Origin of the sequence: Mucilaginibacter limnophilus, from assembly GCF_004005815.1 — a bacterium.
Taxonomy (GTDB): domain Bacteria; phylum Bacteroidota; class Bacteroidia; order Sphingobacteriales; family Sphingobacteriaceae; genus Mucilaginibacter; species Mucilaginibacter limnophilus.
Map to the genome: position 1 here is coordinate 20,177 of NZ_SACK01000002.1, position 12,711 is coordinate 32,887.

Consider the following 12,711-nt stretch of genomic DNA (forward strand, 5'->3'; position numbering starts at 1 on the left):
TCATGAAAAAGACACTGATATATCTGTTAACTGGTGTTGTTGTTACAACTGCCTGTAAAAAATCTTTTCTTTCACCCACGCCGCAGTCAACTGCTACGGCCGTTAATTTTTATAAAAATACCGCTGATATTACTAATGCTGTTACCGCTGCTTATGCGCCCTTGCAGGGTGCTGCTTTATACCAAACCAACATCACGATCATGACGGAACTGCGCAGCGATAATATTGAAGACCAAAACCCGGGCGCAGATGCAGGCAAGCAATTCAATATCGACCGTTTTTTAGCGGGTGCAGATAATACCGTTTTTGGCGATACCTGGCTGGCGCTTTACAACGGCATATCAAGGTGTAACAATACTTTGGCTCATCTTGATGTGGTAACCGATACGAGACTTCGGAGTCAATATGAAGGAGAATTACGCTTTCTGCGCGCTTTACATTATTTCAACCTCGTGCGTTTCTGGGGCAACGTCCCTCTGGTGCTTCAACCTGTAACAACAAAGGAAGCGCAGAACATCGGCCGCAGTTCTTCAGAAGCAGTTTACGCAGCAATTGAAGAAGATTTAACCAAAGCGGCCGCGTTACTGCCGGCTACGTATGCTGCCGCAGATATGGGCAGAGCTTCGGCAGGTGCTGCAAAGGGGTTATTGGGTAAGGTATATCTTACTGAGAAAAAATACCAACAAGCAGTAACTACATTAAAAGAGCTGTTGCCACAAGGTACCAATCCGTATAAGTACACACTTTTACCCAATGTAGCCGATGTATTCAGCGTCAGCAATAAATTAAATGCCGAAATTTTGTTCGCTGTGCATTTCGAAAAAAGCATCACCGGACAGGGCCATTCGGTTTCTGCTTATTTTAACCGCCCTGTTTTAGACCCCAATTTGCTTAACGCTTATGAAGCCTCAGACACCCGCCGTGATCTGCTTAATCAGCAGTCGATAGATGCGAATACAGCACCGGTAAAAAAGTATTTTGACACATTTGATCCTACTTTTCGCACCGTAGGCAATGATTATATTGTACTGCGCTATGCAGATGTATTGTTAATGTACGTCGAAGCATTGAATGAGGTAGCCTACAGCGGCGACGCAAACAGTGAACAATTTATCTACTTGAACGCGGTGCGAAACAGAGCCAAAGCATCAGCATATACGCCTGCACAACTTAATAGCCAGCAGTCCTTTCGTGCGGCGGTTTTACAGGAAAGGAGACTGGAACTGCCGCTTGAATTTAACCGCTGGTTTGACCTTGTCAGAACCAACACTGCCCAGCAGGCTATGCAGAATTCGGGCTTAACCAAGTTGAGCATACAAGCGTTTCAATACTTATATCCCATACCACAGGGGCAGATCGAAGTTATTCATAACCCATCCATATTCCCGCAGAACCCGGGATACTAAAGACCAATCGCAGAGCCGAAATGAATGCGGCTCTCTTATCAAATTATCAACTATATGAAAAAGATAGGAAAGATATTACTGTGCCTGCTTTTTAGCAGCACGATAGCTGTCGCACAGCAAAAAGTAACAGGCTATGTTTTTAACGACATTAATGGCAATCGTACAAAGGATAGTAAGGAAAAGGGTATTGCGGGCGTAAGCGTAACTAACGGCATACAGGTTACCCGTACTAATGCACAGGGCAAATACCAGTTACCTGTATGGGATGACGCGATTATCGCGGTAATAAAACCGGCCGGCTATGCTGTACCCCTTAATAAAAACAATGAACCGCAGTTCTTTTATGTACACAACCCTAAAGGATCGCCCAAATTGAAATATCATGGAGTGGCGCCAACCGGTCCGCTACCATCTTCCGTCGACTTCGGCTTAATACCAGCAAAACAGGATCAAAACTTCCGTGCACTTATCTTCGGTGACCCGCAGGTGTTGGACGAGCGCGAACTCGGTTATTTTGATAAAGGCATCGTTTCAGAAGTTGAAGGCATAAAAAAAGTTGCCTTTGGCCTGAGTATGGGTGATCTTGTCCAGGATAATCTTGATCTGCATATTCCTTACAGCAACACCGTCGCCAAGATAGGGATACCCTGGTATAACGTATTGGGTAATCATGATATGAATGTAGATGCTCCTATAGACAGCCTGACCGATGAAAGCTTTACAGCGCATTTCGGTCCGGCCAATTATGCCTTTAATTATGGGAAGGCTCACTTTGTAATCATTGAGGATAACGCTTTTCCGGATACTACCTTCAAAGGTTTCCGTGGAGGCATGACACAGAGCCAGTTAAGATTTATGGAAAACGACTTAAAACTGGTAGACACATCCAGCCTGGTGATACTGGCAATGCATGTGCCATTGGAGAACCAATCACCGAATTCCTTCCGTAAAGATGACCGCGACCGCGTTTTTCGTATGTTGGAAAAATTTCCGCATGTGCTGGTGCTTTCTGCGCATTCGCATAACCAGCGCCAGGACTTTTACGGGAAGGAATATGGCTGGCGTAATGAGAAACCATTGTATGAGTTTAATATCGGTACCACCTGCGGCAATTGGTGGTCCGGTAAGATAGATGACCGTGGCGTAGCCGATGCTGAAATGAGCGATGGTACGCCTAAAGGTTATGCCTTCCTGAATATTGACGGCAATCAATATACGATTGACTATAAAGTTGCCGGTAAACCGGCGGCCTACCAGATCAATCTTTACCATCGTAAGGTGATGAATGACATCTGGTGGGAAGGGCGAGGGCTCATTTACGCGAATTTTTTTATGGGCTACTCGGGCAGCAAGGTTGAATACCGCATTGATGCGCGGCCCTGGAAAGCGATGAAGTTTGTAGAAGGCCCGGACCCGGCGTTTGTGGCCAAAGGCAACGAATGGGACCTGGCTGATACACTCATGCGTGGCCGCAGGCCAACAGAAGCAGCCAAATGCACACACCTATGGACCGCGCCATTGCCTGAGAACATTGGTATCGGCGCGCATAAAATTGAGGTGAGGGCAACCGATGTATTCGGTCAAACTTTCTATCAAACCAGTACCTATCGCATAGAGAAACCACGCTATTAAATCATTATCGAGGCTGCTTACTATTTAAGTAAGCAGCCTTTTATTTGCTTGAACAAATGACTAACCTTTTTAAGTTGTGGTTTACCCTTTTAGCGGTGACTGCGCTTTACATCAAAGCCGATGCCCAAAGCGCTTATGATTGGCACAAAGCGGAATGGGCGATTGGTATCTGTGAGCCGGATACGGAAAATGTTTTTCACAGGCTACCGGCAAGGCTGCAAAGCAGGGTTGCCAAAGGCGTGTGGAACCAATCCTTAAATTCTGCCGGGGAGTATTTACATATTCGTACTACCGCACGTTCTTTTACGATCAAATACCGCCTGTCCGGCAAAACCTACCATTTACGGCACATGCCTTCAACCGGTGTAAGCGGTCTTGACTTATACGCTAAAGATATACACGGTCAATGGAACTGGGCACCGCCGGCGAAGTATGCATTTGGCGACACCTGTGTATACGAATATAAAGACCTGAAGATTACTGCACGAAACACTGCAGAATTCTATCTCTATCTGCCGCTTTACGCCATCGTGCAGGAAATTGTGATAGGAATTCCTCAAGGCGAAAGGTTTGAATATTTGAAGCCTGATCATGATCTCCCCATTGTCGCTTACGGCACGTCCATTATGCAAGGTGCTGTTGCTTCCAGACCCGGCCTGGCCTGGACAAATATGCTACACAGGGCGCTTGGTCGTGATGTGATCAATCTTGGATTTAGCGGGAACGGCCGTTTCGATGCGCCTATTTTTGACCTGATGGCGGAGGTAAATGCCAGGCTGTACATACTCGATTGCATGCCTAACCTGTTCATCAAAAAGTATTTTCCACCGGATACGATCATCAGCCGTCTGCGGTATGGAATAAGCAAACTCAGAGCGCGTCATCCGGAAGTTCCAATACTCTTAGCCGAGCATCCTGCCGGCGCAATGCCTGATGATATGGATACTGCAACAGTAAGCACTTACCATCTGGCAAGTCTAACGATAAAAAAGATCTACGATCAACTGGCGGCCGAAGGCGTCACGAACCTGCACTTGTTAAACGAAGCAGAAATAAATTTCGATATCAATAGCACCACGGACGGTACGCACCCCAACGATCGGGGCATGATGCAGTACGCCCGGGCATACGAAAAAAAGATCAGGTTAATTTTGGCGGAGCCGGTTGGCGACATCAGTACACAGCGGCCCGTAGAGCAATATCGGGATGGGTTTGACTGGCGCAAACGCCATGAGGAAATCATTGACCTTACTTCCAAAGATCGGCCGGAAGTCATCATTTTTGGAAACTCGATCATTAATTACTGGGGTGGAAAGCCGAAACCGGAAAAAGTTGCTTTTAGTGGTGAAGACGCCTGGCAGCGTTATATGGAACCTTCCAAGGTTCAAAACGCGGGCTTTGGAAACGATCGTATAGAAAATGTGCTATGGCGCGTCTATCACGGGGAACTGGACCAGTTCAAGGGAAAGAAGATTGTGTTAATGATAGGTACAAATAACCTGGTGTGGAATACCGACGGGGAGATATTAAAAGGTTTAACTTTTTTAATTGAGCAAATCAAAACACGGCAACCAGCAGCTATAATTTACATGAGCGGTATACTACCGCGAAGGAGTACGCTACAACGTGTTTTAGCCTTGAACAGTCAGATAAAAAGGGTAGCAAAGCTCACACAATGCCGGTATTTTGATTTTTCCAAATCCTTCTTGCAGGGGAAATCCCTAAATGACCATCTGTTTAAACCGGATGGTTTGCATCCAAATGCCGAGGGCTATGAGGTGTTGGGAAAATGCCTGGAAAAGATGTTGAATTAACGTTAATCTATTTTCAACCGTGATTTAGATGAAGCAGCCTGAGAAGTCTAATTTCCTTGTGGTGCTATCGCCAAGAGCAGATGACAGGGCTGCAAAAGAACGACACGTAATATGGTAGACGAATTAGATTTTTCCATTCGATAACGTTTTAATCATTTACCTGCCAACCGTTTTAAGTCTTTGATAAAATGGTTCGAGATTTTTCCCCTACGGGCTACTAAAAACGTCGTTTTCATACAGAGAACGGCGTTTTTTCGTTTACGAGCAAATTAATAGGTAATGCCTGAACCTCCCATAATTAAACACTAAGCCATATTATTATACAAGTTTCTCTGAAGTATCTTAGTGAGTGTTATTGCAAAATTTAATCGCTGTACCGCAGCTTGCGGCTAAATATCAAATGACGTGTAATTACTTAGGAAATTATTCTCAAAAGTCTAGAATTTAATAATTGGTCTAACTAATATCAAACAATCGCATTTTAATAACTTTCTTCTGTATATGTTACCTTAATATCTTGGCAGGTGGCACTTATGTTACCCCAATCACCATTCAAATAATAAACATCACCTTCTTTATAGAAAGCATCTATATTCCCTAAATCAATCTCATTGTTTATATCTGTTGAAAAAAATTCATGTTCGCTATTTTCCCATTGAATAACTTTTGTATTTATAAAAATGATTTCACCCTTTTTATAAAAATAGCTTTCGCCTTGTTTAGGAGGAAGATATAATCGATGTGCCCTTTCCAAAACAAATTCCATTATAAAGCGGAGCTTACGCGGTTCAGCTATTATGTTTAGCACATAACTATCTTCAAGATAAATATGCTTAAAACATGAGATTTCATTGTAATTGACCTTTGTCATAATAATTATTTATAAGTCATGGTCTATCGGCATATGGTTACCTGTGCACGTAACTAAAACAAGTTGTCATGTATATCCTGCGGTGCAGATCAAATATCAACCACAGTAAAATTAAATTCTAAGTATTCTTTTAATAACATCCTGAAGGTCTACTGCATTGTATTCAACGCCATACCTGCCTGTTAATTCTTTTTCAAAATAATTTTCAAGTTTTGAATAATCATCTCCCGCTTTTAATATTGATGGTATCATACTTATATATTCATCTTGCAATGCTGGCCCTTCCACACTCAATGGATTCCATGCCATGAGTATTTCATTAATGTTTTTAAACTTAATATCATATAATTCAGACATAATTAATACTCTTGATTATTAAATAAATCTATTACTTAATTATTCATAAAAAACATCAATTAAATCATTCAATATTTGCCCCTCATCTGTTAAGGAATAGTTTTCGTCAAATCCGACTCTAACTTGTCTATCCATAGCCCAGTCCCTTATACCGCAGGCTACATCTTCAGAGACATTAATGATGACTTTATCATTAACTACCTGTGAATCAATTTTGTTAATTAAGTAAGGCATCGACATTTTGATCCCGTTACTCATATATTCATATTGATTTTTACTTAAAATCCTTTTCATGATATTAGCTATTCTTTCTAACAAACGTACATTTTTGTAACCTTCTATCTTTAAAAGTTTTAACTCATTAAAATAATATTTAGTTTAATTTTTTCTTTTTAAAACTCTTCCAAAAGCGTCCTTCAAATTCGGTTAGTTAGTTCTTGCCGCCGTAAAGTTTACCGCAGAATTAGTGGATTAGTAACAGTGGTTATTCAAGTATAAAAAGTGTTCATATTAGATAGTTAACAGTCCACAAGAAAAGCCGTTCTCGCTTGAGAACGGCTTTTCTTTTAAATAGCAGTCCGAAAATGCTACCTCAATGTGATCTTCCTTATAGCCTTTGCCTTACTATCAGAAAAATAAAGGGTGCCCTCATCTTTTGAAAGAGCGAGGCAAGAAGCATGAACATCAGCATTTTTACCTATTCCATCCCTGTTGTCTCCTGACGGGTTCGGACCTGCGATTGTTGTTAACCTTCCATTGTCAATGCGCCTGATAAATCCCGCGTCGGCTATGTAGATAGTTCGGCCGTCCTTGTTGGCAACAAGGCTGGTGATATTGGTAAAACCTTCAACACCCAGTTCTTTAAAAATCCGTTGTAATATACCCCCGGGAGTATATTTATAAATATAATAGCCTTCAGATGTATACTTCACCTTGTTATATCCAATATAAAGCGCACTAAACGAAGAATGCGGGTTGTATTGCGAAAAAATGGAATCAGCATCAAATACTTCCCTATCGGTTCCAATGACATATCCATCCGCGCTAACTTTATATTTGGCCATACCGAAACCGTTGGTAAACCAAAAAATGTCCTGATAAGGGTCTTTTGCCAGATTACAGTATGCTGCATAATAGCCTGAAAATACAAACACGGTTTTGTCGGGCCTGAAAATCCAGGCTTCCGGAAAATCGCTGTTCAGGTTACTGCCGGTGATAACGTTAATGGTTCCGTCTTTTGCTACGCCCACGTATTTGGAACCCAGCATTTGTTCGCCCGATGCCGCATTAGATAATGTTATAGTTGAAACCACGCCTTGAGGGCTTAGTTTCCTGATAACACCGGGGTTTGAATCGGCAATATACATATTACCATCATCTGCTAATTGAATACCGTTTGGTATGTTAAAACGCGCCTCAGCCCCGGTACCATCGGCAAGTGTTGGCCCTGATGTATAGGCAGAGCCGGCGATAGTAGTTACCGCGTTTAAAGTTGCCGAGGCGGTCGCTGCCAACCCTGAGCGTGTATCTCCATCTTCTACCTGATTTGATTTTTTGCAACTTGCTAAACAAACGCATAAAATAAATACAGTTGTTGCAAATAATTTAAAATGCTTTTCCATCTTATTTAAGCGTTAGTTTTCTCAATGTCTTGGTGATTATATCAGTAAAATAGATTACGTTTTCGCCTTTGCCAAGCACAAGCTCCCCTGCCCATACATCGGCATTAGCGCCCACGCCATCCTGGCCATGCGGATTAGTTTTATTTGGGCCAACCAGCGTTGTTACTTTATTATTCTCAATTTTTCTGATTGCGCCTGAGTCAGCTATATATATTGTACGGCTGTCTTTATTGGCAACAATACTTGTTATACTGTTAAATGTGAGATTTGTGAATATCCGTTCAAAAACGCCGCTTGGTGTAAGTTTATATATAAGGTTATCTAAAGCAATATACTTTACTTTGTTATAGCCTACAAAAATAGCGCTGAAGGTACGCCCGCGGTCATTGGTTTCCGGCAGCTTGTCTGTGTCGTATTCAAGATAGTCAGTGCCAATCCTGCCACCTTCACCAAGTTTGTGTTTACCAATATCAATGCCATCACTAAACCAAAGGGCGTTTTCGTACGGATCTTTTGCCAGGCACGAAAACTCTCCATACCAGTACCACCATGAGGCTACTACTTTACCGCCCGGCGCAAAAATCCACGATTGGCTATAACCGTTTGCGGAATCAACATTACGGCATATCACATGCAGGTTGTTGTCATCATCAAAGCCCAACCATGTGGGCTGGGCTATACGCTCGCCGTTGCTGTTTGCCTGCAACTGCACTGTAGACACTATGCCCTGAGGCGATACCTTTCTGATAGCCTGGTTATAAATATCGGCAATAAAAAAGCTACCGTCATCTTTCATTGCAAGGCCGAAAGGATAGTAAAACCGTGCGGTTGCAGCGGGGCCATCTACAAGCTTTGGGCCTGATTGGTAATTTGTCCCGGCTATGGTTTCAACCGTGTTAGGCGCCACCGCTGCCGTTAATTTGTTTTCACTGCCGGCAAGTTCCTGGTCAATCTTGTCCGATTTTTTACAATTGGTTAGCGCGGCAGCAATTAATAGCAAAGCCGCATAGGTAAATTTGTTTTTCATAGTTGTAAGTGTTTTCAAGATAAAGTTATCCATTGAGACACTGGCAATTACTATGAAGGAAAGGATGTGTATTTAAGTGTATAACACTACACGGGCATCAGCCTCTGCTTGCTGTAAAGATAAAGTAAGCGTTGAGAACAATATATACGATTAGCAGTACCCTTGCCGAAATCAGATCAAACCTGCGTGATTTTTCAATCTGATTGTTTTTAATAAGCCGCAGGGTATATGATGTGCAAATAATCACAATAAGTATAAACAGCAGCGTAATACAGTGAAGCGTATCAACCAACGTGAAGGTAGTTGAATCAGGTAATGAAGCGTCAATAATATATTTATTACCTATCACCGCGAACAGCGAGCCAACGCTTAACCCGAAACGCGAATCGATGCTATCGGCGTGAATATAAAAGCACATGTAGGCGATGAGAAAGGCTACGTACATGCCCAGAAACATCTTCCAGAACAAGCCCATGGCATCGCGGTGTATCACCAGCTTGGCACGCAGGCTGCTGTATTCGGTGTGCGGCTTGTCAAGCGTCTCGTCACCAAAGGTGGTTTCATAGGCTTTTACAGCGGTGCTGATGTTCAAACTATCAACGTTCCATCCGCGCAAGGCGAATCTCGGATCGAAATGTTTACCTAAAGTATCAGGTTCAAAAACCAGCGCTTTTGAATCAAACTGCGAATTTTCTATTGAAAAGCGCAGCGTTTGTTTATCAAAAGGGAAATTATTGATAGTCCAGCTGTCTTTCATTACGCATTGCAGCTTCATCATCAGGTAAACACGTCCGCCGGTAGTATCAATAGTAGAAAATGATTTTTCAACTGTTTTGGCAAGCGGCACTTCAAGATTACGCTCAAAATCAAAGTCTTTGTTTTTATACTTCATCCAAAGCCATAGGTTAACCGTGTACTCCCTGTCTTTAAAATCGATATCGTGTATGCTGGTAATATAAATGCCCGTCCTAACAGTATCAGGCGCTGTTTGCGCATTTGCGAATGAAGTGATAAACACAATAGCAAAGCACAATAGTACTTTAATCTTTAATACTGATTTATAAGCGTTTGTATTCATCGAAAATAACAAACATAGTTTTATGGAAAGTTGTTTTATAATCTATTTGTTCAATACTGAAGTATCAGCCTTTTTAACGCACATTTAACATTTACACAAACCCGCCGTTTCTTTTTTTGTAATATTGACAAATTTTACCTGTTGACCGTTACCGCGAAAAAGATATTGTCATGGAGCTTAAAGGCAGCTATACTGGCGTTGGCTGCCTGGTTTATCTACCATAAGCTGGCCAATAAAAATTCCGACCTTGATCATTTCAAACACTTTATAGCTAATCTTGACCGTACGCAAGTAACTTTTACTATTAGCGCAGTTGCTGTACTAATGTTGCTAAACTGGTTTCTGGAAGCTTTAAAGTGGCAATATGTTACCCGAAAGCTTATTGACATTTCCAGGTGGAAAGCAATTGAATCGGTTTTTTGCGGACTTACCTGGGCCATTATCACTCCAAACCGTGTGGGCGAATATGGTGGCCGGATTATGTTTTTGCCAAACCGTAAGCGCATTCACGGGTTATTTGCCATGATAGTAGGCGGGCTTGGGCAAAACCTGGTGACCAACATATTAGGACTGATAGGCGTATTATGGTTTATCCATACTTATGTGCGGGATAAAATAGGCGACTTATACTTTTGGTGTATAGTAGTTTTTGTAGCGGCATTTTTATTTCTGCTCAACCTGTTTTATTTTAATATTGATTTAATGGTACGGGTGCTTAACCGCGTAAAGTTCATCCGGAAGTACCAGCGCTTTTTTGGCATAATGGCAAGGTACCATACTACCGAGTTGCTGAATATTTTATGGTATTCAACCGGGCGGTTCGCTGTGTTTACGCTGCAGTATTACCTGCTGATACATCTACTGGTGCCGCAGTTGAGTTTGCTTACTATCGTGATGACGGTGTTTACCTTTTTGCTGATACAATCAGCGCTGCCATCGCTTGATATTTTTGATATTGGTGTGCGCAGCTTTACAGCGGCAAACCTGTTTGCTTATGTTACCACACACCAGATAGCCGTAGTGGTGTGTGTGTCATTAATTTGGCTGATTAATTTAATAATTCCGGCCGTAATAGGCTGTTTGTTTGTTTTTAAACTGAAGTTTTTTGATCGCGACGCTTAGTTTTATTTCAATGCTGCTTGCGGGCGGCATGCTTATTATATATGCTTACCTTATAAAAGGCTGGGCCTCTTTAAAGCGCCCGCAGCTTTTGCCTAAAACACCGGTTACCAAAATAACCGTGCTTATTGCCGCCCGTAATGAAGAAGAAGGCATACATCTTACTATTGAAGATATATTAGCGCAGGATTACCCAAAACATCTTACCGAAGTAATTATAGTTGACGACCACTCAACCGACCGTACCGCCGACATCATCCGCAGCTATGCGCCTCAGGGTATTAAGCTGCACCAAATGCAAGCCGGTGAGGCGCTTAATTCGTACAAGAAAAAAGCTATTGCCGAGGCCATTGCCCTATCAACAGGCGAACTGATGATAGCTACCGATGCTGATTGCCGTATGGGCATAAGCTGGCTGTCAACTATCGTAAATTATTACGAAACGCATAACCCGGTAATGCTGTCCTCTCCGGTAACTTATTTCGAAGAGAAAACATGGTTTGAGTATATGCAAACGCTTGAGTTTTCATTTTTAATTGGCATTGGCGCCTCATTTATTGGCAACAAAAGAGCTTCAACCTGTAATGGCGCTAACCTGGCTTACCGCAAAGATGTTTTTTATGAGGTGGGCGGTTTTAAAGGGATTGACGACCTGGCCTCGGGCGATGATGAACTGCTGCTGCAAAAAGTAGCCGAGGTATATCCCGGCCGTATTGGTTTTTTGAAACATACCGATGCTGTAGTATATACACATGCCAAGCATACTTTAAAAAGCTTTTTAAGGCAGCGGCAAAGGTGGTCGTCAAAATCAACCAAGTACAAAAACAAAAAGATAGTCGCTTTGGCGGTTTACATTTGGCTATTTAACGTTATGCTGATGGTTAACACACTGCTTGGCTTTTACGATGCTTACTTTTGGAAAGTGTTGCTTGGGCTATTCGTGTTTAAGGTGATATCCGAAACCATATTTATTTTACCAATTATGCGCTTTTTTAAACGGCCTGCCTTAGTTTGGCTGGCTGCTCCGTTATCACTGATGCACATTTTTTACCTGGTATATATTGGCATCATCGGAAACAGCAGAAAATACGTTTGGAAAGGAAGACTGGTGAGATAAAAATACGCTAACTTTATTAGCAATTTGTTCTATATTTAGGCCAACTAAAATCTTACATCATGAGCAAACCCATTATCCGCTGCAGCTGGCCCGGCACCGACGAGTTGTATATTAAATACCACGATGAAGAATGGGGCAAAGAAGTACATGACGATAAAACACTGTTCGAATTTTTGATACTGGAATCGGCACAGGCAGGCCTGAGCTGGATAACTATACTTCGCCGCCGGGAAGGCTATCGCAAAGCATTTGCTGATTTTGATGTGGAAAAAGTTGCTGCCTTTACTGATGAAGATGTTGAACGACTAATGCAAGACGCAGGCATTATCCGCAACCGCTTAAAAATACTGGCGGCAATAAACAATGCGAAGCTGTTTATTGAAGTACAAAAAGAATTTGGTTCGTTTGATAAATACCTGTACAGCTTTATGCCCGATGGTAAACCTATTGACAACAAAGGCGCTCCCGTACCGGCTAGCACTCCGATATCTGATGCGATAAGCAAGGATATGAAAAAACGCGGTTTTAAATTTTTCGGTACTACCATTTGTTACGCCCACATGCAGGCCACCGGCATGGTGAATGACCATAGAGCCGATTGTAGTTTTCGATAGAGGATTACACCTATATGAATGATTGCAACGATTTTGAAATTAATAAAAGTTTAG

Annotated in this window: 12 protein-coding genes; 6 read left to right on the forward strand and 6 right to left on the reverse strand. The window is 42.2% G+C overall.

Translation table 11 applies throughout. The annotated features are described in order from the left end of the window. Window positions 1-2: 2 nt before the first annotated feature. Genes EOD41_RS04410 through EOD41_RS04420 form a run of 3 tightly spaced genes read left to right on the forward strand, consistent with a single transcriptional unit; the run spans window position 3 to window position 4,852 of the window. Window positions 3-1,406, forward strand: a complete 1,404-nt coding sequence (locus EOD41_RS04410) for a RagB/SusD family nutrient uptake outer membrane protein (protein ID WP_127703591.1) — start codon at window positions 3-5, stop codon at window positions 1,404-1,406. Window positions 1,407-1,460: 54 nt separating this feature from the next. After that, entirely contained in the window at window positions 1,461-3,038 is a 1,578-nt protein-coding gene (locus EOD41_RS04415) for a calcineurin-like phosphoesterase C-terminal domain-containing protein (RefSeq protein ID WP_127703592.1), read from the forward strand. 56 nt (window positions 3,039-3,094) lie between these two features. Continuing rightward, window positions 3,095-4,852: an SGNH/GDSL hydrolase family protein gene (locus tag EOD41_RS04420; RefSeq protein WP_127703593.1), complete on the forward strand. Its 1,758-nt coding sequence runs from the start codon at window positions 3,095-3,097 to the stop codon at window positions 4,850-4,852. Between the two features lie 481 nt (window positions 4,853-5,333). Here EOD41_RS04420 and EOD41_RS04425 read toward each other — a convergent pair whose 3' ends face one another. From EOD41_RS04425 to EOD41_RS04450, 6 genes are all read right to left on the reverse strand, one after another. Beyond that, window positions 5,334-5,723: a hypothetical protein gene (locus EOD41_RS04425; RefSeq protein WP_127703594.1), complete on the reverse strand. Its 390-nt coding sequence runs from the start codon at window positions 5,721-5,723 to the stop codon at window positions 5,334-5,336. 111 nt (window positions 5,724-5,834) lie between these two features. Beyond that, entirely contained in the window at window positions 5,835-6,080 is a 246-nt protein-coding gene (locus tag EOD41_RS04430) for a hypothetical protein (RefSeq protein WP_127703595.1), read from the reverse strand. Window positions 6,081-6,119: 39 nt separating this feature from the next. Then, window positions 6,120-6,374, reverse strand: a complete 255-nt coding sequence (locus EOD41_RS04435) for a hypothetical protein (RefSeq protein ID WP_127703596.1) — start codon at window positions 6,372-6,374, stop codon at window positions 6,120-6,122. Between the two features lie 293 nt (window positions 6,375-6,667). Beyond that, window positions 6,668-7,702 (reverse strand): NHL repeat-containing protein, encoded by a 1,035-nt coding sequence (locus EOD41_RS04440; protein WP_127703597.1) that lies wholly within the window; start codon window positions 7,700-7,702, stop codon window positions 6,668-6,670. Between the two features lies 1 nt (window position 7,703). After that, the gene (locus tag EOD41_RS04445; RefSeq protein ID WP_127703598.1) at window positions 7,704-8,729 is read right to left on the reverse strand and encodes an NHL repeat-containing protein; all 1,026 of its coding nucleotides are present in this window, start codon (window positions 8,727-8,729) and stop codon (window positions 7,704-7,706) included. A 97-nt stretch (window positions 8,730-8,826) separates the two neighbouring features. After that, window positions 8,827-9,807, reverse strand: coding sequence for a ligand-gated ion channel (locus tag EOD41_RS04450; RefSeq protein ID WP_127703599.1), 981 nt, complete (start codon window positions 9,805-9,807; stop codon window positions 8,827-8,829). Window positions 9,808-9,948: 141 nt separating this feature from the next. On the opposite strand from EOD41_RS04450, the gene EOD41_RS04455 reads away from it, so the two are divergent. The 3 genes from EOD41_RS04455 to EOD41_RS04465 are packed head-to-tail and all read left to right on the forward strand — an operon-like array spanning window position 9,949 to window position 12,657. After that, complete coding sequence (locus EOD41_RS04455) at window positions 9,949-10,929, forward strand: lysylphosphatidylglycerol synthase domain-containing protein (protein ID WP_127703600.1); 981 nt, start codon at window positions 9,949-9,951, stop codon at window positions 10,927-10,929. A gap of 10 nt (window positions 10,930-10,939) precedes the next feature. Further along, on the forward strand, window positions 10,940-12,043 hold the full coding sequence (locus EOD41_RS04460; RefSeq protein WP_240663183.1) for a glycosyltransferase family 2 protein: 1,104 nt from the start codon (window positions 10,940-10,942) through the stop codon (window positions 12,041-12,043). 59 nt (window positions 12,044-12,102) lie between these two features. Continuing rightward, window positions 12,103-12,657, forward strand: coding sequence for a DNA-3-methyladenine glycosylase I (locus EOD41_RS04465; RefSeq protein WP_127703601.1), 555 nt, complete (start codon window positions 12,103-12,105; stop codon window positions 12,655-12,657). The last annotated feature ends 54 nt before the right edge of the window (window positions 12,658-12,711 follow it).

What these genes read in the sequence shown, in the direction of transcription:
- EOD41_RS04410 (WP_127703591.1), top strand. Translation starts at nt 3, where the DNA reads ATGAAAAAGACACTGATATATCTGTTAACTGGTGTTGTTGTTACAACT.
- EOD41_RS04415 (WP_127703592.1), top strand. Translation starts at nt 1,461, where the DNA reads ATGAAAAAGATAGGAAAGATATTACTGTGCCTGCTTTTTAGCAGCACG.
- EOD41_RS04420 (WP_127703593.1), top strand. Translation starts at nt 3,095, where the DNA reads ATGACTAACCTTTTTAAGTTGTGGTTTACCCTTTTAGCGGTGACTGCG.
- EOD41_RS04425 (WP_127703594.1), bottom strand. Translation starts at nt 5,723, where the DNA reads ATGACAAAGGTCAATTACAATGAAATCTCATGTTTTAAGCATATTTAT.
- EOD41_RS04430 (WP_127703595.1), bottom strand. Translation starts at nt 6,080, where the DNA reads ATGTCTGAATTATATGATATTAAGTTTAAAAACATTAATGAAATACTC.
- EOD41_RS04435 (WP_127703596.1), bottom strand. Translation starts at nt 6,374, where the DNA reads ATGAAAAGGATTTTAAGTAAAAATCAATATGAATATATGAGTAACGGG.
- EOD41_RS04440 (WP_127703597.1), bottom strand. Translation starts at nt 7,702, where the DNA reads ATGGAAAAGCATTTTAAATTATTTGCAACAACTGTATTTATTTTATGC.
- EOD41_RS04445 (WP_127703598.1), bottom strand. Translation starts at nt 8,729, where the DNA reads ATGAAAAACAAATTTACCTATGCGGCTTTGCTATTAATTGCTGCCGCG.
- EOD41_RS04450 (WP_127703599.1), bottom strand. Translation starts at nt 9,807, where the DNA reads ATGAATACAAACGCTTATAAATCAGTATTAAAGATTAAAGTACTATTG.
- EOD41_RS04460 (WP_240663183.1), top strand. Translation starts at nt 10,940, where the DNA reads ATGCTGCTTGCGGGCGGCATGCTTATTATATATGCTTACCTTATAAAA.
- EOD41_RS04465 (WP_127703601.1), top strand. Translation starts at nt 12,103, where the DNA reads ATGAGCAAACCCATTATCCGCTGCAGCTGGCCCGGCACCGACGAGTTG.